This is a genomic window from Streptomyces sp. NPDC058664 (assembly GCF_042716635.1).
Classification (GTDB): domain Bacteria; phylum Actinomycetota; class Actinomycetes; order Streptomycetales; family Streptomycetaceae; genus Streptomyces.
In genome coordinates, this window is the sequence record NZ_JBHXRW010000030.1 from 26,647 (window position 1) to 46,974 (window position 20,328).

23 protein-coding genes and 1 pseudogene are annotated in these 20,328 nt (G+C 72.6%); 15 read left to right on the plus strand and 9 right to left on the minus strand.

Going from position 1 to position 20,328, the window contains the following annotated elements; all coding sequences use genetic code 11:
* Positions 1-80 precede the first annotated feature (80 nt).
* Positions 81-782 (minus strand): FadR/GntR family transcriptional regulator, encoded by a 702-nt coding sequence (locus ACFWUY_RS23845; protein WP_384112343.1) that lies wholly within the window; start codon positions 780-782, stop codon positions 81-83.
* Positions 783-929: 147 nt separating this feature from the next.
* Here ACFWUY_RS23845 and ACFWUY_RS23850 point away from each other — a divergent pair, with 147 nt between their 5' ends.
* From ACFWUY_RS23850 to ACFWUY_RS23860, 3 genes are all read left to right on the plus strand, one after another.
* Positions 930-1,445 carry a gluconokinase gene (locus ACFWUY_RS23850; protein ID WP_384112346.1) on the plus strand — a complete coding sequence of 172 codons (516 nt, stop codon included), beginning with the start codon at positions 930-932 and terminating at the stop codon, positions 1,443-1,445.
* Between the two features lie 15 nt (positions 1,446-1,460).
* A complete protein-coding gene (locus ACFWUY_RS23855; protein WP_384112349.1) occupies positions 1,461-2,858 on the plus strand; it encodes a gluconate:H+ symporter in 1,398 nt (465 codons plus the stop codon).
* A 63-nt stretch (positions 2,859-2,921) separates the two neighbouring features.
* Positions 2,922-3,380: an ASCH domain-containing protein gene (locus ACFWUY_RS23860; protein ID WP_384112351.1), complete on the plus strand. Its 459-nt coding sequence runs from the start codon at positions 2,922-2,924 to the stop codon at positions 3,378-3,380.
* A 45-nt stretch (positions 3,381-3,425) separates the two neighbouring features.
* On the opposite strand, the gene ACFWUY_RS23865 is transcribed toward ACFWUY_RS23860, so the two are convergent.
* On the minus strand, positions 3,426-5,081 hold the full coding sequence (locus ACFWUY_RS23865; RefSeq protein WP_384112356.1) for an FAD-binding dehydrogenase: 1,656 nt from the start codon (positions 5,079-5,081) through the stop codon (positions 3,426-3,428).
* Positions 5,082-5,175: 94 nt separating this feature from the next.
* Between ACFWUY_RS23865 and ACFWUY_RS23870 the strand changes: the two genes are divergently transcribed.
* The 7 genes from ACFWUY_RS23870 (at position 5,176) to ACFWUY_RS23900 (ending at position 9,352) form a co-directional block, all read left to right on the plus strand.
* Positions 5,176-5,826, plus strand: a complete 651-nt coding sequence (locus ACFWUY_RS23870) for a TetR/AcrR family transcriptional regulator (RefSeq protein WP_384112359.1) — start codon at positions 5,176-5,178, stop codon at positions 5,824-5,826.
* Positions 5,823-6,587, plus strand: a complete 765-nt coding sequence (locus ACFWUY_RS23875) for a glucose 1-dehydrogenase (RefSeq protein ID WP_384112362.1) — start codon at positions 5,823-5,825, stop codon at positions 6,585-6,587. Before ACFWUY_RS23870 ends, ACFWUY_RS23875 begins: the two co-directional genes overlap by 4 nt.
* A 60-nt stretch (positions 6,588-6,647) precedes the next feature.
* Positions 6,648-7,214 carry an NUDIX hydrolase gene (locus tag ACFWUY_RS23880; protein ID WP_384112365.1) on the plus strand — a complete coding sequence of 189 codons (567 nt, stop codon included), beginning with the start codon at positions 6,648-6,650 and terminating at the stop codon, positions 7,212-7,214.
* 9 nt (positions 7,215-7,223) lie between these two features.
* On the plus strand, positions 7,224-7,619 hold the full coding sequence (locus ACFWUY_RS23885) for a YidH family protein (protein ID WP_384112368.1): 396 nt from the start codon (positions 7,224-7,226) through the stop codon (positions 7,617-7,619).
* A complete protein-coding gene (locus ACFWUY_RS23890) occupies positions 7,616-7,954 on the plus strand; it encodes a DUF202 domain-containing protein (RefSeq protein ID WP_384112374.1) in 339 nt (112 codons plus the stop codon). Before ACFWUY_RS23885 ends, ACFWUY_RS23890 begins: the two co-directional genes overlap by 4 nt.
* Positions 7,955-8,064: 110 nt before the next feature.
* Positions 8,065-8,361, plus strand: a complete 297-nt coding sequence (locus ACFWUY_RS23895; protein WP_384112379.1) for a hypothetical protein — start codon at positions 8,065-8,067, stop codon at positions 8,359-8,361.
* A gap of 79 nt (positions 8,362-8,440) precedes the next feature.
* Positions 8,441-9,352, plus strand: a complete 912-nt coding sequence (locus tag ACFWUY_RS23900; protein WP_384112384.1) for an MBL fold metallo-hydrolase — start codon at positions 8,441-8,443, stop codon at positions 9,350-9,352.
* Positions 9,353-9,487: 135 nt separating this feature from the next.
* On the opposite strand, the gene ACFWUY_RS23905 is transcribed toward ACFWUY_RS23900, so the two are convergent.
* On the minus strand, positions 9,488-10,882 hold the full coding sequence (locus tag ACFWUY_RS23905; RefSeq protein ID WP_384112388.1) for an enolase C-terminal domain-like protein: 1,395 nt from the start codon (positions 10,880-10,882) through the stop codon (positions 9,488-9,490).
* A 132-nt stretch (positions 10,883-11,014) separates the two neighbouring features.
* Between ACFWUY_RS23905 and ACFWUY_RS23910 the strand changes: the two genes are divergently transcribed.
* Together ACFWUY_RS23910 and ACFWUY_RS23915 are read left to right on the plus strand one after the other, a co-directional pair.
* Positions 11,015-12,037, plus strand: a complete 1,023-nt coding sequence (locus ACFWUY_RS23910) for a phosphotransferase (RefSeq protein ID WP_384112391.1) — start codon at positions 11,015-11,017, stop codon at positions 12,035-12,037.
* A 6-nt stretch (positions 12,038-12,043) separates the two neighbouring features.
* Complete coding sequence (locus ACFWUY_RS23915; RefSeq protein ID WP_384112396.1) at positions 12,044-13,258, plus strand: acyl-CoA dehydrogenase family protein; 1,215 nt, start codon at positions 12,044-12,046, stop codon at positions 13,256-13,258.
* Positions 13,259-13,316: 58 nt separating this feature from the next.
* Here the strand turns inward: ACFWUY_RS23915 and ACFWUY_RS23920 are convergent.
* From ACFWUY_RS23920 to ACFWUY_RS23930, 3 genes and pseudogenes are all read right to left on the minus strand, one after another.
* Positions 13,317-14,196, minus strand: a pseudogene (locus ACFWUY_RS23920) (ADP-ribosylglycohydrolase family protein); the annotation flags it as partial.
* A gap of 67 nt (positions 14,197-14,263) precedes the next feature.
* Positions 14,264-14,857, minus strand: a complete 594-nt coding sequence (locus ACFWUY_RS23925) for a TetR/AcrR family transcriptional regulator (RefSeq protein ID WP_384112399.1) — start codon at positions 14,855-14,857, stop codon at positions 14,264-14,266.
* 149 nt (positions 14,858-15,006) lie between these two features.
* Positions 15,007-15,801 carry an SDR family oxidoreductase gene (locus ACFWUY_RS23930; protein WP_384112402.1) on the minus strand — a complete coding sequence of 265 codons (795 nt, stop codon included), beginning with the start codon at positions 15,799-15,801 and terminating at the stop codon, positions 15,007-15,009.
* Between the two features lie 262 nt (positions 15,802-16,063).
* Here ACFWUY_RS23930 and ACFWUY_RS23935 point away from each other — a divergent pair, with 262 nt between their 5' ends.
* Both ACFWUY_RS23935 and ACFWUY_RS23940 read left to right on the plus strand, forming a co-directional pair.
* Entirely contained in the window at positions 16,064-17,314 is a 1,251-nt protein-coding gene (locus ACFWUY_RS23935; RefSeq protein WP_384112405.1) for an exo-beta-N-acetylmuramidase NamZ domain-containing protein, read from the plus strand.
* A 226-nt stretch (positions 17,315-17,540) separates the two neighbouring features.
* Positions 17,541-18,155 carry a hypothetical protein gene (locus ACFWUY_RS23940; RefSeq protein WP_384112409.1) on the plus strand — a complete coding sequence of 205 codons (615 nt, stop codon included), beginning with the start codon at positions 17,541-17,543 and terminating at the stop codon, positions 18,153-18,155.
* A gap of 81 nt (positions 18,156-18,236) precedes the next feature.
* Here ACFWUY_RS23940 and soxR read toward each other — a convergent pair whose 3' ends face one another.
* The gene (soxR, locus tag ACFWUY_RS23945) at positions 18,237-18,716 is read right to left on the minus strand and encodes a redox-sensitive transcriptional activator SoxR (RefSeq protein WP_384112415.1); all 480 of its coding nucleotides are present in this window, start codon (positions 18,714-18,716) and stop codon (positions 18,237-18,239) included.
* Between the two features lie 125 nt (positions 18,717-18,841).
* Here soxR and ACFWUY_RS23950 point away from each other — a divergent pair, with 125 nt between their 5' ends.
* On the plus strand, positions 18,842-19,303 hold the full coding sequence (locus ACFWUY_RS23950) for a MaoC family dehydratase (RefSeq protein ID WP_384112419.1): 462 nt from the start codon (positions 18,842-18,844) through the stop codon (positions 19,301-19,303).
* Here the strand turns inward: ACFWUY_RS23950 and ACFWUY_RS23955 are convergent.
* Positions 19,294-19,920, minus strand: a complete 627-nt coding sequence (locus ACFWUY_RS23955) for a TetR/AcrR family transcriptional regulator (protein ID WP_384112422.1) — start codon at positions 19,918-19,920, stop codon at positions 19,294-19,296. The genes ACFWUY_RS23950 and ACFWUY_RS23955 overlap by 10 nt on opposite strands.
* A 112-nt stretch (positions 19,921-20,032) precedes the next feature.
* Positions 20,033-20,320, minus strand: coding sequence for a YiaA/YiaB family inner membrane protein (locus ACFWUY_RS23960; protein ID WP_024758619.1), 288 nt, complete (start codon positions 20,318-20,320; stop codon positions 20,033-20,035).
* Positions 20,321-20,328 lie beyond the last annotated feature (8 nt).

A 20,328-nucleotide genomic window follows, 5' to 3' on the forward strand; every position in this document is an offset into this window, starting at 1 on the left:
TGTCACTGAACGCCCATATTTGAGCTAGTTCAGAGCTTTACGGGCGGCTTACGAGCGCCTGACCGGCACCTTACGACTTCCTACGGAGCCAGGACGTCCAGTTCCCGGAGGGCGCCGACCGCGATCTGGCGGGTGAGCTCCTCGGCGCGGGCCGCGTCCCGTTCCCGTACGGCCTCGGCGACCTGGACGTGGAGGGTGACGGCGGCCGGGTCGGGGTCCTCGAACATCACGTGGTGGTGGGTGCGGCCGGTGAGGACCTCGGCGACGACGTCGCCGAGGCGGGCGAACATCTCGTTGCCCGAGGCGTTGAGCACGACCCGGTGGAAGGCGATGTCGTGGACGAGGTACTCCTCGAGGCGTCGGCCGCGCGAGGTGGCGACCATGCCGAGGGCCTGTTCGGTGAGCTCGCGGCACTGCTCGGGGGTGGCGTTCTCCGCGGCCAGGCCGGCGGCGACGGGTTCGACGGCCGAGCGGAGCACGGTGAGCGAGCGGAGCTGACGGGGCCGGTCGGCGCCGGCCAGGCGCCAGCGGATGACCTGGGGGTCGTACACGTTCCAGCTCGCCGCGGGAAGGACGGTCACGCCGACGCGGCGGCGGGACTCGACGAGGTGCATGGACTCCAGGACCCGGACGACCTCGCGGACCACGGTCCGGGAGACGTCGAAGCGCTGGGCGAGCTCGTCGGTGCGCAGCACGGTGCCCGGGGGGTACTCCCCCGCGGTGATCGCGAGACCCAGGGCGGCGAGGACGTGTGAGTGGAGCCCCGGGGCCGGTGTCGTCATGGCGGCAAGCCTATGCGCGGCCGCGCAGGTGATCACATCGGGAATTAAAAGTACTACTTTTATGTCACAGCCTCTTGAATACGTCGTACCCAATGGGTTTCATGAGCGCGACGGATCGATGTCGAAGAAGACAGCGAGGCACCACCCATGAGCACCCCCCACCCCCCGGTCGTCGTCGTGATGGGCGTCGCCGGGACCGGCAAGACCACGATCGGCCCGCTGGTCGCCGAAGCGCTGGACCTCCCGTACGCGGAGGGCGACGACTTCCACCCGCCGGCCAACGTGGCCAAGATGTCGGCCGGCACCCCCCTGGACGACACCGACCGTGAGCCCTGGCTCGACGCCATCGGGAAGTGGGCGCACGACCGGGCCGGGCTCGGCGGGGTGGTGAGCAGCTCCGCGCTGAAGCGGAGTTACCGGGACCGGCTGCGCGCCGCGGCCCCCGGTGTGGTCTTCCTCCATCTGACCGGCGACCGGGAGCTCATCGAACGGCGCATGGGGGCCCGCCAGGGCCACTTCATGCCGACGGCGCTCCTCGACTCCCAGTTCGCCACCCTGCAGCCGCTGCAGGCCGACGAGGCCGGCGTCGCCGTCGACGTCTCCGGCACCCCCGAAGAAATCGCCGCCCGCGCCGTCGTCGCGCTGCGCCGGCTCACCCACTGACCCCGAGGAACCCCCGTGACCAGTCTCAGCGTCGAGACCCTGGCAGCGGACGCCGTCGAACCGATCACCTCGGCCGGCAACGCCCAGCTGGGCATCGCCGTACTCGCCGGCATCGCCGTCATCGTCCTGCTCATCACCAAGTTCAAGCTGCACGCGTTCCTGGCGCTGACCATCGGGTCGCTCGCGCTCGGCGCGTTCGCCGGTGCCCCGCTCGCCGACACGATCAAGTCGTTCACCACCGGCCTGGGCGCCACCGTGGCCGGCGTGGGCGTGCTGATCGCGCTCGGCGCCATCCTCGGCAAGCTGCTCGCCGACTCGGGCGGCGCCGACCAGATCGTCGACACGATCCTGGCGAAGGCCGGCGGCCGGGCCATGCCCTGGGCGATGGTCCTCATCGCCTCCGTGATCGGCCTGCCGCTCTTCTTCGAGGTCGGCATCGTGCTGCTGATCCCGGTGGTCCTCATGGTCGCCAAGCGCGGCAACTACTCCCTGATGCGGATCGGCATCCCGGCCCTCGCCGGACTCTCCGTGATGCACGGGCTCATCCCGCCGCACCCCGGCCCGCTCGTCGCGATCGACGCGGTCGGCGCCAACCTGGGCGTCACGCTCGCCCTCGGTCTCGTCGTCGCGATACCGACGGTGATCATCGCCGGTCCGCTGTTCTCCCGGTACGCCGCCCGCTGGGTCGACATCCCGGCCCCGGAGCACATGATCCCGACCCGTCCGTCGGAGGACCTGGAGAAGCGCCCCGGCTTCGGCGTCACCGTCGCGACCGTGCTGCTGCCCGTCGTCCTGATGCTGGTCAAGGCGCTCGTCGACATCGTGGTCGACGACCCGGAGAACGGCGTCCAGAAGGTCACCGACGTCATCGGCTCGCCGCTGATCGCGCTGCTCGCCGCCGTCATCGTGGCCCTCTTCACCCTGGGCCGCGCGGCCGGCTTCACCAAGGAACGGCTGTCCTCGACCGTCGAGAAGTCCCTCGCCCCGATCGCGGGCGTGCTGCTGATCGTCGGCGCGGGCGGCGGCTTCAAGCAGACCCTGATCGACATCGGCGTCGGCCAGATGATCCTGGACTTCTCCAAGAACTGGTCCATCCCGGCCCTGCTGCTCGCCTGGCTGATCGCGGTCGCGATCCGGCTCGCCACGGGCTCCGCGACGGTCGCCACGATCTCGGCGGCGGGCCTGGTGGCTCCGCTGGCGGCGGGCATGTCGACGGGTGAGACGGCGCTGCTCGTCCTCGCGATCGGCGCGGGTTCGCTCTTCTTCAGCCACGTCAACGACGCCGGGTTCTGGCTGGTGAAGGAGTACTTCGGGATGAACGTCGGCCAGACGATCAAGACCTGGTCGGTGATGGAGACGATCATCTCGGTCGTCGGCATCGTGTTCGTGCTGCTGCTCTCGCTGGTGCTGTAGCACCCGCTTGTGACCGGGCGTGACCGGCGATGAGGGCCGGTCGTGGCTGACAGACTGTCGGCCATGACCGGCCCTCACGCGCTCAAGCCCTTTCTCCTCGCCTTTCCCGGCCCCCTCCGCGACCGGCTCGTCGCCGCCGTCCTCTCCGGCGAGAAGACGGCCACCACCGGGCTCCTCGTGGAGTACGAGGTCGAGAACGAGGAGCTGCCGGAGGCGGGCGAGCGCTCGGCGCTCATCGACTCGGACGGGCGTGAGGTCGCGGTCGTGGAGGTGACGGAGGTCCGCGTGCTGCCCCTGGGCGAGGCGGACCTCCGGCTCGCGCTCGACGAGGGCGAGGGGTTCCTGTCGGTCGCGGACTGGCGGGAGGCCCATGAGCGCTTCTGGCACAGCGAGGAGATGCGGGAGGGGCTCGGGGACCCGGGGTTCGTGGTGGACGACGGGACGATGGTGGTGGTGGAGCGGTTCCGGGTGGTGGAGGCGCTCGCGCCCGGCGCGGAGTCCCTCTCCCCCGGTGTCGGCTGACCGCCTTCTTCCGGGACGTCAGCCGACCGCCTTCGCCGCCGGGCGTCAGCCGACCGCCTTCGCCGCCGCCCTGCCCGCCGCCCGGCCCGAGAAGACGCAGCCGCCGAGGAAGGTGCCTTCGAGGGAGCGGTAGCCGTGGACGCCGCCGCCGCCGAAGCCGGCCGCCTCGCCCGCCGCGTAGACGCCCTCCAGGGGTTCGCCGCCCTCCGTGAGGACGCGGGAGTCGAGGTCGGTCTCCAGGCCGCCGAGGGACTTGCGGGTGAGGATGTTGAGGCGTACGGCGATCAGCGGGCCCGCCTTGGGGTCGAGGATGCGGTGCGGGACCGCCGTGCGGATGAGCTTGTCGCCCAGATAGCGGCGGGCGCCGTGGATCGCCGTGACCTGGAGGTCCTTGGTGAAGGGGTTGACGATCTCGCGGTCGCGGGCGGTGATCTCCCGGCGTAGCGCCGTCTCGTCGATCAGGTCCTCGCCGGTGATCCGGTTCATGCCCCGGACCAGGGCGGAGAGGTCGTTCTCGACGACGAAGTCGACGCCCTTGTCCATGAACGCCTTCACGGGTCCCGGCACGTCCGCCCGCGCGCGCCCGATGACGTCGCGGATCGACTTGCCGGTCAGGTCGGGGTTCTGCTCCGAGCCCGAGAGGGCGAACTCCTTGCCGATGATCCGCCGGTCGAGCACGAACCAGGTGTGGTCGTGGCCGGTCCGCATGATGTGTTCGAGGGTGCCGAGGGTGTCGAAGCCGGGGAAGAGCGGCACGGGCAGCCGCTTGCCGGTCGCGTCCAGCCAGAGGCTGGAGGGGCCGGGCAGGATGCGGATGCCGTGCCGGGCCCAGATGGGATTCCAGTTCTCGATGCCCTCCGTGTAGTGCCACATCCGGTCGCGGTTGATGTGGCGGGCGCCGGCCTTCTCGGCGACGCCGAGCATCAGGCCGTCGACGTGGGCGGGCACTCCGGAGAGCATCCGGGCGGGCGGGGTGCCGAGGCGCTCGGGCCACTGCGCGCGGACCAGGTCGTGGTTGCCGCCGATGCCGCCGGAGGTGACGATCACGGCCTGGGCGCGCAGTTCGAAGGTTCCGGTGGGCGTGCGGGTGCTGGCGGTGCCCCGGGCGACGGTGGAGGGTTCCAGGATCTCGCCGGTGACGGTGTCGACGGCTCCGGCGGTGCGGCCGAGGCCGGTGACCCGGTGGCGGAAGCGGAGCTTTACGAGGCCGCGGGCGACGCCCTCGCGGACCTTGCGCTCGAAGGGGGCGACGAGGCCGGGGCCCGTACCCCAGGTGATGTGGAAGCGGGGGACGGAGTTGCCGTGGCCGGTGGCGTCGTAGCCGCCGCGCTCGGCCCAGCCGACGACCGGGAAGAAGCGCACCCCGCGCGCGTGGAGCCAGGAGCGCTTCTCACCGGCGGCGAAGTCGACGTACGCCTCCGCCCACTTCTTCGGCCAGTGGTCCTCGGTCCGGTCGAAGCCGGCGGTGCCGTACCAGTCCTGGAGGGCGAGTGCGTGGCTGTCCTTGACGCGCATCCTGCGCTGTTCGGGCGAGTCGACGAGGAAGAGGCCGCCGAAGGACCAGTGGGCCTGGCCGCCGAGGGACTGCTCGGGTTCCTGGTCGAGGAGGATCACGGTGCGGCCGGCGTCGACCAGCTCGGCGGTGGCGACGAGCCCGGCGAGGCCGGCCCCGATCACGATCACATCAGCGTCGTAGGACATGGACCGCATCTTGGATACACGGATGTATCGAGTCAACCGTTTCACCGCCCCGACCCCTCTCCCATTTTCTAATGCCGAGCATTAACATGCATGCATGGCGAGGACATCGGGGCCCGAGACCCGGGACAGACTGATCCGCGCGGCGGAGGAGCTCTTCGCCGCCCAAGGCGTCCACGGCGCACAGCTGCGGGACGTCGTGGCCCTGGCCGGGCAGGCCAATCCCTCCGCCGTGCAGTACCACTTCGGTTCGCGCGGCGGGCTGATCGACGCGGTGATGGCCGGCCGCCAGACACGGACGGAGAGCGTGCTCGCCCCGCTGCTCGCGGCCGCCCCCGACGAGCTGCGCGCCCTGGTCGCGGCCCTCGTCACGGCCGAGGCGAGCGAGCTGCGCACCGACAGGGGCCGCCGCTGCCTCCGGATCTCCGCGCAGCTCAGCCATGAGAGCGGGGTACGCACCCGCACCCCGCATCCCACGCTCGCCGGCACCGGCTACTGGCGTCTGATCGAGCGGATCGCGGACCGCCTGGCCGCCGACGGGCTGCCCGAGCCCCTGCTCCTGGAACGCCTCGACCTGGCGCTCACCGTGGTGGGCGCGGCGATGGCGGACCGGGCCCGGCAGTACCTCGACGGCACCGAACCCCTCACCGGTGAGGCGCTCTTCCTCGCCGACCTGATCGAGACCACCACCGCCCTGCTGCGTGCCGCACGGCCGGAGCGGGCGCACCACCGAAAGGACCCCTCATGAACGACCTCACCGGCAGGACCGTCCTCGTCACCGGCGGCGCCCGCGGCCTGGGCGCCGAGGCCGCCCGGCAGGCGGTGGGGGCCGGCGCGAACGTCGTGATCACCGACGTCCTCGACGAGGACGGCAGGGCGACCGCCGACGCGCTCGGCGAGCGGGCCCGCTTCCTCCACCACGACGTGACCTCCGAGGAGGAGTGGGCGGCGGCCGTCGCGTACGCGGTGGCGGAGTTCGGCGGGCTGCACGGCCTGGTCAACAACGCGGGCATCTCCACCGGGGCCTTCCTGGAGACCGAGTCCGTCGAGCACTTCCGCAAGGTCCTCGACATCAACCTGACGGGCGTCTTCATCGGCATGAAGGCCGCGATCCCGGCGATGAAGGAGGCCGGCGGCGGCTCGATCGTCAACATCTCCTCCGCGGCGGGCCTGATGGGCCTCGCCCTGACCGCCGGGTACGGCGCCTCCAAGTGGGGTGTGCGCGGGCTGACGAAGATCGGCGCGGTGGAGCTCGGCACGGCGGGGATCCGCGTCAACTCCGTCCACCCGGGCATGACGTACACCCCGATGACGGCCTCCGTCGGCATCGAGCGCGGCGCGGGCAAGTACCCGAACACGCCGATGGGCCGGGTGGGCGAGGCCGACGAGATCGCCGGCGCGGTCGTCTTCCTGCTGTCGGACGCCGCCTCGTACGTGACCGGCGCGGAGCTGGCGGTGGACGGCGGCTGGACCACCGGTCCGACGGTGAAGTACGTCATGGGGCAGTGAGCCCGCGGGCGCGTCCGGTCGTCCGGTCGTCCGGTCGGATCCGTTTGGTTGGATGGCGGCATGAGCGCCGAAGAACTCCTTGACGTCGTCGACGAGAACGACCGGGTGACCGGACAGGCCCCGCGCGGTGAGGTGTACGCGCGGGGCCTGATCCACCGCTGCGTCTTCGTCCGGGTCCGGGACGCCGAGGGACGGGTCTTCGTCCACCGCAGGACGCCGACGAAGCTGGTCTTCCCCTCGATGTACGACATGTTCGTCGGCGGGGTCGTCGGCGCGGGCGAGTCCTACGACGAGGCCGCGCTGCGCGAGGCCGAGGAGGAGCTCGGGGTGCGGGGGCTGCCCCGCCCCGAGCCCGTCCTGACCTTCTTGTACGACTCCGGGGGCGTGGCCGGGAAGTGGTGGTCGGCGGTGTACGAGGTGCGGTGCGAGCTGCCCGTGGACCCGCAGGCCGAGGAGGTCGCCTGGCACGCCTTCCTGACGGAGGAGGAACTGGCCGGGCGGCTGCGCGAGTGGGAGTGGGTGCCGGACGGGCTCGCCGCGTACGAGCGGCTGCGGGCCCGGGAGACGGCCGGCGGGACGGGACGTGCCGGACGCCGCGGGCCCGGCCTTGATCCGGAGACCCCCTAGGGTGCGCGTGTGAGCGATTTCGTACAGAGCCTGCGGCTGTGGTTCGCGCCCCGGCGGATCAGGGACGAGGGCGAGACCCCCGACTACCGTTTCTCCCTGGCCAACGAGCGGACCTTTCTGGCCTGGATCCGGACCGCGCTCGCACTGGTCGGCGGCGGGTTCGCCGTCGACCAGTTCCTGCCGGACCTGCGCTGGGGGGTGCGGGTCGGGCTCGCGGTGGGCCTGCTCGTGGCCGGTGTGCTCTGCGCCCTGCGCGCGGTGAACCACTGGGTGCGCTGCGAGCGGGCCATGCGGCGCGGCGAGGACCTGCCCGTCTCCCGGTTCCCGGCGGTGCTGAGCCTCGCGGTGGCCCTGGTGGCCCTCGCGATGGTGGTGGTCGTCGTCTTCGGCTGGGCCGATCGGTGACCGGGGCCCGCGATCCGGGCCGGGAGGTGGCCGAGGCCCGCGACCCGGGACTCCAGCCGGAGCGGACCCGGCTCGCGTGGCGGCGCACGACCCTGTCCTGCACGGTGGTGGCGGTGCTCGCCGTCAAGGTGGCCGTACCCGACGAGATCACGGCGGCCGACGCGACAGCGCTCGCCCTGTCGGCGCTGGTGTGGGTGGCGTTCCTGGCCGTCGCCCACCGCCGCATCCGCGTCCTGGACGCGGCCCGGCCGGACCCCCTCTCGCACCGGGGCGCGCTGCTCGCGGCGGTGTGCACGATCGCGCTCGCCGTCCTCGGCGCGGCGATGATCTGGTGACCGGGCCCCACAGTGAGGGCGACAGGCCGGACGAGAGGGGCATACCGGGACGAGAGGGACGCACGAGGCTAGCCTGGGTGGGTCAGCCGACCCCTCACAGAGGCCATGTCATGACCGTTCTCCACCATGAGCACGCCACCCACAGCCACACCCACGGCGCGGACTGCGGCCACCCGGCGGTGACCCACGAGGACCACGTCGACTACGCGCACGACGGGCATCTGCACCGCGAGCACTCCGGGCACTGGGACGAGTGCGAGAAGTCCGGCCACGTCTCCCACGACGGGCACGCGCACGAGCACGGGCCGGAGTGCGGGCACCGGGCGGTGACGCACGGCGACCACGTCGACTACGTGCACGACGGGCACCGGCATGCGGCCCACGACGGCCACTGGGACGACCACTGAGCCGTGCCGCCTTCCCCCGGACCGGAGCCGGCTGGCAGGCTGCGCCTGTCCAGTCGGGCTCTCAACCGGGGGAATCCCTGTGTCTGCCACCGACCCCTACGTGGTCACGCTCGCTCCGAACGTCCACGCCTTCGTCCAACCCGACGGCGGCTGGTGCCTGAACAACGCCGGCTTCCTCGGGGACGCGCGCGAGTCACTGCTCGTCGACACCGCCGCCACCGAGCGGCGGGCGCGGCTGCTGCGCGAGGCGGTGCTCGCCGAAGGGCTTCCGCTGCCGGGGACCATCGTCTCCACCCACCACCACGGCGACCACACCTACGGCAACGGGGTGTTCCTGCCGGAGGCGCGGATCGTGGGTCACGAGAACTGCCGGAGCGAGCAGCTCGCGGCCGGGCACCAGCTCCACCTGCTGTGGCCGCGGACCGACTTCGGGAAGATCGACATCCGGCCGCCCTCCGTCACCTACCAGGGACGGCTGACCCTGTACGTCGGGGACATCGAGGTGCGGGTGATCCACCCGGGCCCCGCGCACACGACGGGCGACTCGATCGTCCATCTCCCGGAGCAGGGCGTGGTGTTCACCGGCGACCTGGTCTTCCACGGCGGGACGCCGTTCCTGCCGATGGGCTCGCTCTCCGGTTCGCTGCGCGCCCTGGAGCTGCTGCGTTCGCTGGACGCCCCGACCGTGGTGCCGGGGCACGGGCCCGTCGCCGACCCCTCGGTGTACGACGCGACGGAACGGTACCTGCTCCGGGTGCGGGAACTGGCCGCCGAGGGGTACGCGAAGGGCGCCGCGCCGCTGGAGACGGCGCGGCGGGCGGAGCTCGGCGAGTTCGCCGCGTGGCGGGAGAGCGAGCGGCTGGTGGCGAACCTGCACCGGGCGTACGCGGAGCTCGACGGCCTTCCGGAGGGCTCGCCGCTCGACCCGGTGCGGGTCTTCGGGGACATGGCGGCGATGAACGGCGGGGAGCAGGTGGCCTGTCACGCGTAGCCCCTGGGCGGGCGGCGGCGGGGTGCGGGGCCTTGGGCGCGGGTTCGGGCACAAGGGGCGGAGGCGCCCGCCAGGGCGTCGTTCCGTTGTGCCCACCCGTTCCGCCCCAGCGGAACGAATGCCCACGACGAAGGGTCACCACTTGCTTGGGGTCCAGTCCGGATCCGCGGCGTGCATCGCCGCCCTGTCGTCGCGGTTCCGTAGGGTGCCGTCGTCGTCGAGCCAGCGGCGGTGCAGGGCGGCGAGGGCCGGCCGGTCGAGTACGACGCCCAGGCCGGGGGCGTCGGAGACGGTGAGCCGACCGTCCCGGAAGGCGGGGCGGGTGGTCACGACGTCCTCGGTCTGCCACGGGTAGTGGGTGTCGCAGGCGTGGTGGAGCTCGGGCAGGGTCGCGGCGACCTGGGTCATGGCGGCGAGGCTGATGCCCAGGTGGGTGTTGGAGTGCATGGAGAGCCCGACACCGTACGTCCGGCAGAGCGCGGCGAGTTCGCGGGTGCGGTGCAGTCCGCCCCAGTAGTGGTGGTCGCAGAGGACGATCCGTACCGCCCCCTCGGCGAAGGCCTCCGGGACCTCCTCGAAGGTGGTCACGCACATGTTGGTGGCGAGCGGCACGTCGGTGCGGGCGGCGATCTCGGCCATGGCGCCGGTACCGCTCGCGGGGTCCTCCAGGTACTCCAGCACGTCCTTGAGTTCGCGCGCCACGGCGAGCGAGGTCTCCACGGACCAGGCGCCGTTGGGGTCGAGCCGGAGCGGGCGGCCGGGGAACGCCTCGGCGAGCGCGCGGATCGCGGCGATCTCCCGTTCGGGCTCGAACACCCCGCCCTTCAGCTTGAAGGAACGGAAGCCGTACGCGCGGTCGAAGCGGCGGGCCTGGGCGACGATGCCGGCGGGGTCGAGGGCCGGGCCCCAGTCGTCCGCCGGGGCGTCCGCGCCCGGGTGGGCGGCCCAGCGGTAGAAGAGGTAGGCGCTGTACTCGACGCTGTCGCGGACCTTGCCGCCGAGCAGGGCGTGAACGGGCAGGCCGAGGGTCTTGCCGAGGGCGTCGAGGCAGGCGGTCTCGAAGGCGGAGACGACGGAGAGGCGGAGCTTTTCGGCGGTACGGACTCCGCGCAGTCCGCCGGCGTCCACACCCGCGTCGGGCTGCGGGACGGCCACGCCTGGATGGACCACGGCGGGACGAGCCGCCGCGGGATCGGCGGACGCGGGATCGGCGGATGCCGGATCGGCGGTTGCCGGATCGGCGGTTGCCGAGGTGGTCGCCGTCGGATCGACCGCCGCGGCCAGGGCGAAGAGGGTGTTCACGTCCGTGACCGGGTGGCCCGGCAGCGCCTCGGCCAGCGGCCGGGCCAGGTCCAGGTAGACGGTGTCGCCGTAGGTCTCGCCGAGACCGCTCACCCCTCCCCTGGTGATCACTTCGACCACGAGCCGGGGCGTGTAGGGCTGGTGGACTCCCTGGACGTTGAGAAGAGGCGGGTCGGAGATGAGGATCGGGGTGAGCCGGACTTCGTCGACGATCAACTTCGCATCCATATGTGAACCCTATTCATGGACACGACCGAACCGCCAGAGCGCGTCAGGCCCTTTCCGTACTCCCCCTGGACGACATACCGACTGGTCGGTCATCATGAACGCCGACCGAAGCCGATCCGGAGGTACGCACGTATGAGTTCCGCCCCGCCGCCAGGTCTCGACCCCGAGCAGCTGCGCCGCTTCCTCGACCGCGAGCGCCCCGGCCTGGTGTCCGGCCCCCTCGAAGCCCGGCTGATCGAGGGCGGCCGGTCGAACCTGACGTACGTCGTCACCGACGGCACCGGCCGTTGGGTCGTCCGCCGGCCGCCGCTCGGCCACGTCCTCGCCACCGCCCACGACATGCGCCGCGAGCACCGTGTCATCAGCGCGCTGCACGCCACGGACGTGCCCGTCCCCGAGACGCTGCTGCTCTGCGAGGACGAGTCCGTGATCGGGGCGCCCTTCTACGTCATGGAGTTCGTCGAGGGGACGCCGTACCGCTCGGCCCGTGAACTCGCCCCGCTCGGCCCCGAGCGCACCCGCGCCGCCGTCCTCGGCCTGGTCGACGCCCTCGTCGACCTGCACGCCGTGGACCCGGACGCCGTCGGGCTCGGCGACTTCGGGCGCCCCGAGGGCTTCCTCGACCGGCAGCTGCGCCGCTGGGGCAAGCAGCTCGACGCCTCGCGCGGCCGCGAACTGGCCGGGATCGACGAGCTGCACGCCGCCCTCGGCCGGTCACTGCCGGTCTCGCCGCCGCCCACGGTGATCCACGGCGACTACCGGCTCGACAACGTCCTCATCGACGGGGACGACCGCATCCGGGCCGTCCTCGACTGGGAGATGTCCACGCTCGGCGACCCGCTCACCGACCTCGGCCTGCTCGTCATGTACAGCACGCCGCTCGGCCTGCCGGACTCGCCCGTCTCCACCACCGCCACGGCCCCGGGGCACCCGAGCACCGCGGAACTGGTCGAGCGCTACGCGGCCCGCTCGGGCCGCGACACCTCCGCCCTCGCCTGGTACACGGCCTTCGCCTGGTTCAAGCTCGCCGTGATCCTGGAGGGCATCCACTACCGCTGGACCCTCGGGCAGACCGTCGGCGCGGGCTTCGACCGCATCGGCGACCTCGTCCCCGTCTTCATCGAGCACGGCCTGACCACCCTTCAGGAGGGCTGAACCACCATGGACTTCGCCTACGACGCGCGCACCGAGGAGCTCCGCGCCAAGCTCCTCGCCTTCATGGACACGTACGTGTACCCGGCCGAGGAGACCGCCGAGGAACAGCGCGCCCTGCTCGCCTCGCCCTGGGACACCCCGGCGGTGGTCGAGGAGCTGAAGGCCGAGGCCAAGCGGCAGGGTCTGTGGAACCTCTTCCTTCCGGACGCGGAGTACGGGGCCGGGCTGACGAACCTGCAGTACGCGCCGCTCGCCGAGATCACCGGCCGCAGCCCGCACCTGGCGCCGACCGCCCTCAACTGCGCCGCCCCGGACACCGGGAACATGGAGCTGCTCGCCCAGTTCGGCGACGAGGCGCAGAAGAAGCAGTGGCTGGAGCCGCTGCTCACGGGCGAGATCCGCTCGGCGTTCGCGATGACCGAGCCCGAGGTGGCCTCCTCCGACGCGACGAACGTCGAGACCCGGATCCGGCGCGACGGTGACTCGTACGTCGTCGACGGCCGCAAGTGGTACATCTCCGGGGCGATGAACCCCGACTGCAAGATCTTCATCGTCATGGGCAAGACCGACCCGGACGGGCCGGACCCCCGCCGCCAGCAGTCGATGATCCTCGTGCCGCGCGACACCCCGGGCGTCGAGGTGCGGCGCGCCATGCGGGTGTACGGGTACGAGGACCACTCCCACGGCGGCCACGCCGAGGTGCTCTTCGACGGGGTCCGCGTCCCGGCCGCGAACCTGATCGGCGAGGAGGGCGGCGGCTTCGCCATCGCGCAGGCCCGCCTCGGCCCCGGCCGCATCCACCACTGCATGCGGCTCATCGGCATGGCCGAGCGGGCCGTGGAGCTGATGTGCCGGCGCGCGGTCTCCCGTACCGCCTTCGGCAAGACGCTCGCCCAGCAGGGCGTCGTGCAGAACTGGATCGCGGACGCCCGGGTGACGATCGAGCAGCTGCGGCTCCTGGTCCTCAAGACGGCCTGGCTCATGGACACCGTCGGCAACAGGGGCGCCCACACCGAGATCCAGGCCATCAAGATCGCGACCCCCCGCGCGGTCGTCGACATCATCGACAAGGCCGTGCAGGCCCACGGGGCGGGCGGGGTGTCGCAGGACTTCCCGCTGGCCGAGCTGTGGGCGGCGGCGCGGACGCTGAAGCTCGCGGACGGACCGGACGAGGTGCACCAGCGGTCGCTGGCGCGGCGGGAGCTGAAGAAGTACCTGTAGCGGTACGGGCGGGCGGCGCGGGCCCGCGGACGCGTTCCCCCTGCTCCGGCACGACCGGGGGGAGCGGTTCGCGGGCCGCGTGCCAAGAGGCGGGGAGGGCGGTGACGCCCGTGCGAGCGGCGATCACCCCGCCCGCGATGGCGCAGGTGGTGTCGATGTCGCCGCGCCCCTCGACGGTCCGCCAGATGCCCTCGTGCAGGTCGTCGAGGTGGCCCGCCGCGCACCACAGCGCGTAGGGGACGGTGTCGGGCCCGGACATCCGGTACCCGGAGCCCAGGACCTCCGCGGCGTGCCGGACCGAGGTGCGCTCCGGCATCCTCGACGCGATCCGCACTCCCGACCGGACGTCGCCGTCGGGCAGCCGTTCCGCGACGGCGCGGAGGAAGTCGGGCCGCGCCGGGGCGGGACCTCCCCGGCTGCGGGTCGCGAACGCCGCGGCGAGGGCGACCGCCACCGCCCCCGAGACCGCCTCCGGGTGGTGGTGCGAGACCTCGCCCTGGCGGGCCGCCTGCTCCACGACCGCGTCGAGGGGCGCCGAGCGGGGCGACCCGCATGGCGGCGCCGTTGCCCCAGGAGCCCTGGCCGCCGAACTGCCCGGCGACCACCTCCCGCCAGGGACCGCCCGCGCCGATCCGACGGAGCACGTCGTGCATCGAGGCTCCGTAACCGCGGTGCGTGTCGTCGGCGTAGGCCTCCGCGAAGCGCAGGGCGAGGCGGTCCTGGTCGACCGTACCGCCGCCCTCGACGAGTTCCCGGACGAGGGCGAGTGCCTGGGCGGTGTCGTCGCTCCATCGCCACAGCGGCTCCCGGGGCGGCGTGCGCGCTTCCAGGGCCGCGGGCCCCTCCCGGCGCAGGATGCCGAACCAGCGGTCGCCGAAGGCGTCACCGAAGGCGAGCCCGTGCAGCGAGTCCCGTACGGAGGAAGGGTCGTTCGTCATCGGGGGAGTATCACAGGGCACCGCCGCTCCGGCACGCCGTTTTCGGCGGCCCCTCAGGGACGACCCCTCAGGGACGGAGCGCGCGCAGCAGGAGGTCGGCGAGGTGGCCGGCGACCTGTTCGGGGGTGAGGGGGCCGTCCGGGCGGTACCAGGTGGAGAGGTGGTGCACGGAGCCGAAGTGGTAGTCGACGACCAGGTCGGCGGGGGTCGCCGAGGAGAACACCCCGGCCCGCTGACCCTCCTCGACCAGGGCGCGGAACCGTTCGTGGTAGCGGCGGCGCTCGGCTCTGACCTGCTTGTTCTTCTCCGGGCTGAGGTGGTGCATGGAGCGGAAGAAGATGGCGGCGTCGTCGAGGTTCTCGATGGTGGTGACGACGACGTCGGCGGCGGCGTCGCGGAGCCGGTCCTCGATGGGCGCGTCGGCGTCGGCGTAGGCGTCGAGTCGTTCCTGCTGGAGGCGGAGGACGCGCGCGTAGACCTCCTGGAGGAGGTCCTCCTTGGAGCCGAAGTAGTGGTAGAGAGCGCCCTTGGTGACCCCGGCGGCCTCGACGATCTCCTGGACGGAGGTGCGGTCGTAGCCCCGCTCGGCGAAGAGCCGGGTGGCGGCGGCGAGGAGTCTCTGGGGGACGGGTGCGCCGCTCCCGTCCGTCGTCCTGGCCATGCTCCGCCGCCTTCCTTGGTGATCGTTCTCGGTCACGGGAACACGTTCCCGCCGGTAGATCTTCCCATCCGCCGGGGCCCTCGCCTACGGGTGCCCGCGGATCGGCCGCTCCGGGCCCGCCCGGCGGCGGCCGCGCGCCGCTCCCCCGGCTATCGCGTGCCCGTCTCCCAGGCCTGCTGGACGTGGTTCATCGTGGTGAGCCAACGCTCGGGGTCGGTGGCCCTGTTGCGGTAGTAGCCGGCGACCTCGGGGTGCGGCAGGACGAGGAAGCGGTCGGCGGCGATGGCGTCGAGGAGGGCGTCCGCGACGTCCTCGGGCTCGATGGCGGTGGGGGCGAGGACGAGCTCGCCGGCCGTTCCCGCGGCGGTGAGCATGTCCGTACGGACGCCCTGCGGGCAGATCGCGTGGACGGCGAGGCCGCGGTGCCGGTAGGTGAGGGAGAGCCATTCGGCGAAGGCGTACGCGCCGTGCTTGGAGACGCTGTACGGCGCCGCGCCGATCATGGTGAGCAGTCCGGCGGCGGAGACGGTGGAGACGAACCGGCCGCTGCCGCGCTCCAGCCACTGCGGGAGGAGGGCGCGGGCCGCGCGGACATGGGCCATGACGTTGACGTCCCAGGCGGCGGCCCAGACGTCCTCGTCGGCGAAGGCGTCGCCGGGCGAGGAGAGTCCGGCGTTGGCGCACCAGATGTCGACGGTGCCGCCGAGGGCCTCGCGGGCCTCGTCGACGACGGCGGAGGCGTCCCCGGGGACGGCGAGGGCGCCGATCTCCTCGGCGACGGCCTTCGTGCGGACGGGGTCGAGGTCGTTGACGACGACCCGGGCGCCTTCGGCGGCGAACCGGCGGGCGAGGGCGGCGCCGATGCCGCCGCCCGCTCCCGTGACGACCACTCCCGCGCCCTGGACGACGCTCGTACCCGTGCTCCCGCTCGTATCCGCGCCCATGGCGTGATCCACCTCTCCGAGACGACGACCCTGACGTGCCGAACGGCAGACTAACCGGTCGGTATGTAAGGAGGGAAGGGGCCGGGGGCGGAGCGGCGGGGACGAGTGAGGGCGCGGGGGCGGAGGCGGGTGGGGCGCGGGGGACGGAAGAGGCGCGCCGCACGGTTCCCGCACGCCTCGTTCCCCGGAGGCGTCAGGAGCGCTAGCGTGCGTGCCCATGTCGCGCGCCCCGGCCGGGGACGGCGATCGAGGAGGTTTCCGCATGAGCCTGTCGCGACGGAGTCTGCTGGCCGCCGGAGGGGCGCTCGGCGCGGTGGCGGCCACCGTGCCGAGCGCCGCGGCGGCCGACGGGCAGCCGGGCCGCCACCGGGTACGGACCGGCTTCGAGCGGCTCGCGGCCGACGGGTACGCCCTCCTGGCCGGCGAACGGGTCGGCGTCGTCACCAACCCGACCGGGGTCACCGGGGACGCGCGGCACGTCGTGGACGTGATGCACGCCGACGAACGGGTCGACCTGGTCGCCGTCTTCGGCCCTGAGCACGGCTTCCGGGGCACCGCGCAGGCGGGCGGCTCCGAGGGCCGGTACGACGACCCGGCGACCGGACTGCCCGTCTACGACACGTACCTGAAGAGCGGTCAGCCGCTGGCGGACGTCTTCACCGCCTCCGGCGCGGACACGGTCGTCTTCGACATCCAGGACGTCGGCGCCCGCTTCTACACGTACATCTGGACGCTGTACGACTGCATGGTGGCCGCCGCCCTGGCCGGGAAGCGGTTCGTGGTCCTGGACCGGCCGAACCCGGTGACCGGGCGGGCGGCGCTCGGCCCCGTCCTGGACCGGACGTTCGCCACGTTCGTCGGACGCGAGCCGATCGCGCAGGCGCACGGCATGACGGTGGCGGAGCTGGCCCGGCTGTTCAACGCCGAGTTCCTGAGCACGCCCGTCGCCCTGGAGACGGTCCGGATGACGGGGTGGCGGCGCACGGAGTTCTTCGACGCGACCGGGCTGCCGTGGGTGCCGCCCAGCCCGAACATGCCGACGCCGGACACCGCGCTCGTCTACTCCGGGACCTGCCTCTTCGAGGGGACGAACCTGTCCGAGGGCCGGGGCACCACCCGCCCCTTCGAACTCCTCGGCGCCGAGGGGGTCGACCGTCGGTGGGCGGAGGCGGCGAACGCGCTCGGCCTGTCCGGGGTGCGGTTCCGGGAGGCGTACTTCGCGCCGAGCTTCTCCAAGTTCCAGGGGAGGACGGTGGGCGGGGTGCAGCTGCACGTCCACGACCGGGACTCCTTCGACCCGGTACGGACCGGGATCGGGCTCCTGGTCACCGCCCGGAGCTCGTGGTCCGGCTTCGCGTGGCGGGCGGACCACTGGATCGACAAGCTGACCGGCTCGACCCGGGTGCGGACGCTGATCGACGCCGGGGCGGGCGTGGACGAGACCGTCGGGGCGTGGCAGGCGGACCTGGCGGCCTTCCGGGCGGTCCGGGAGGAGTATCTGCTCTACCGCTGAGAGGAGTCGTCCGTCACGCCGCCGACCGGGGTCTCCCCGGTCGCGGCCACGGCGCTCCGTTCCTGGTCAGGGTTTCTTCCCCGCCGATCGGACGCGGGAGTTCCGCCGGGTCTCCGGGGCCTCTTCCGCACCGCTGATGGCTTCCATCCGAATTCCGATGGAACACGGCGGCGCGCTCGTTCGTCCCTCTGATACCGCGGAAGGACCAGCGACGGAGGTGCGGGAGATGGCCGGTTTCCGGAGTCTCGCGAGACAGGTGCGCGATCCGAGGTGCGACACGGCACTGCGCAGGTACTCGCTGCGCAAGTGCCTGGAGCGGTTCGCGCCGTACGGGCACCGGGCGACGTGGGACCACCTGTGCCGCAGGCACAGCTTCGGACCCGAGGACCGGGAGCTCGACCCCGGGCGGCTGATCGCCGCGCTCGACGAGCTGGAGGAGGCGCGGGCCGTGTGGCTCGCGTACGAGGAGGAGTTCGCCGCCCGGCGACGGCGCGAGAAGCAGGAGGGCCTGCGCGGGCTCGGGGCGCTCGACGACTGGCACCGGCGGGTCTGGGGCGGCAACGGCGTGGTCCGGTGCGGCGATCCGGCGGTGCACCCGTCGGACCCGCTGCCCGAGGTGCTGCGGCGGCTGATCACGGCCCTGGAGCGCGGACCGGGCGAAGGGTGCCCGGTGTGCGCGGGGCCGCGGATCGAGTGGGCGGGGCCGGGGGACGCGTACGAGCCGTGGCTCGGCCCGGTCTGCGGGGACTGCGGAGTGGGCGTGCCCCGCGCGGTGCTCACCTCCGGGGCGCTGGCCCGCGCCCGGGGGGACCGGAACCGGTCGCTGGCGCCGGCGGCGTGAGCACCGGGAGCCGGAGACGTCCTCCGCGCCTCCGGCGCCCCTGACCCCGGTCCGATCCGGTTCCGGCCCGCCCGAGGGGCCCTAGGACCTGCCCTTCGGGGCGGTCCGGCGTACCGGCAGCAGGCGGGAGCCCGTCATCTGTTCGCCGATGACGTCGTCGGGGTTGGACAGGACGCAGGTGTCCAGCGACAGGCAGCCGCAGCCGATGCAGTCCGTCAGGTGGTCGCGGAGCCTGCCGAGTTGCTTGATGCGCTCGTCGAGCTCGGTGCGCCAGGCCGCCGAGAGCCTGGCCCAGTCCTCGTTGGTGGGCGTGCGCCCCTCGGGGAGCTGGGCGAGGGCCTCGCGGATCGTGGCCAGCGGGATGCCCACCCGCTGGGCGGCGCGGACGAAGGCGACCCGGCGCAGGGTGTCGCGGCCGTAGCGGCGCTGGTTGCCGGTGGTGCGGCGGCTGCTGATGAGCCCCTTCGCCTCGTAGAAGTGGAGGGCGGAGACGGCTGCCCCGCTACGGGCGGAGAGCTGGCCGACGGTGAGCTCGTGGATCTTCTCTGGAATCTGCGGCACCCCGCGACCCTACTGGTCCTTCGACCGCGCCTCCGGTCCGTTGACAGCGCACCCCTCACCCCCACATGCTGAGCAAGCGCTTAGATACCGACCATCAGGTATGCCGTACCAGAAGGGACAGGAACATGGCCGAGCCGAGGATCTTCACCTCCGCCGACGAGCTCCGCGCGGGGGTCGGCGAGCAGCTGGGACACAGCGACTGGCTGGAGGTCGACCAGAAGCGGATCGACCTCTTCGCGGAGGCGACCGGGGACCACCAGTGGATCCACGTGGACCCGGAGCGCGCCGCCTCCGGACCCTTCGGCACGACGATCGCGCACGGCTATCTGACCCTGTCGCTGCTGCCGCTGTTCGTCCCGCAGGTGCTGCGGGTCGAGGGCATGAAGATGGGCATCAACTACGGCACGGAGAAGGTGCGTTTCCCCGCCCCCGTGCCGGTCGGCTCGCGGCTGCGCGCGACCGCCGTCCTGACGAAGGTCGAGGAGGCGGGCGGCGGTGTGCAGGTGACGGCCGCGGTGACCGTGGAGCGCGAGGGCGGCGAGAAGCCGGTCTGCGTCGCCGAGTCGGTCTCCCGCTACTACTTCTGAGCGCCGACCATCCGCAGGACGAGGTCGGCGTAGAGCGCGCCGACCTCGTCGGGCGTCCTGCGGCCCTGGGTGTTGAACCAGCGCGAGACGTCGATGCAGAGGGAGAGCACGGCCACCGTCGTGCCGGACACGTCCGGCACGTCGAACTCCCCCGCCGCCACACCCTCGTTGATGATGCGGCGCACCACCCCGTCGGACTCGCGGCGCAGCTCCACGATCTCGGCGCGGTGCTCGGGACCGAGGGCGTCGAGCTCGTACTGGACGACCCGGGCCGTGGTGTGGCGCTCGGCGTGCCAGCGGACGAAGGAACGCACGGCGTCGGCGAGGCGCTCGGCGGCGGTGCCGGGCCCCTCGGCCGAGGCCCGGAGGATCTCCAGGGCCCTGTCGTGACCGATCCGGCTGATCCGGTGGAGCAGCTCTTCCTTGGTCTTGTAGTGGATGTAGAGCGCGGCCGGGCTCATCCCGGCGCGGCCCGCGATGTCCCGGGTGGTCGTGGCGTGGTAGCCCCGCTCGGCGAACGCCTCGACGGCGGCCACCAGCAGCCGCCGGGCGGCCTCGGGCGTGACCTCGCCCCAGGGCACGTCCTCGGCCCCGGGCGTCTCCTCCGCCGCGCTCATCGCACACTCCTTCTCGACCCCGTCAGGACGAACACCATACAACGAGGGTGAGCAAGCGCTTAGATCTTGGCGGTCGGCGCTCCTGCCGGAGCTTCGCACGCCAGAGCTTCTGTCAGAGCTTCTGGAAGGGGTCGTGCTCGGCGAGGAGCTTCTCGAGCCGGGCCTGGTCGACGCGGCTGACGATCTGGCCGGCCTCCTGGCGGTCGCGGACGACCTTGGCCAGCGTGAACGCCGAGGTCGTGAGGTAGAGGACCGCGACGGCGAGGAAGGCCCGCACCCAGGCGCTGGCCTCCAGCTGGAAGATCCCGATGGCCACGGCCGCGAGGGCGATCCCGAAGGAGAGGACGGCCTGCATGTAGTAGGCGGCGGTGTTCTGCTGCTTGACCGGTGTGTCGCTCATGCCGGACA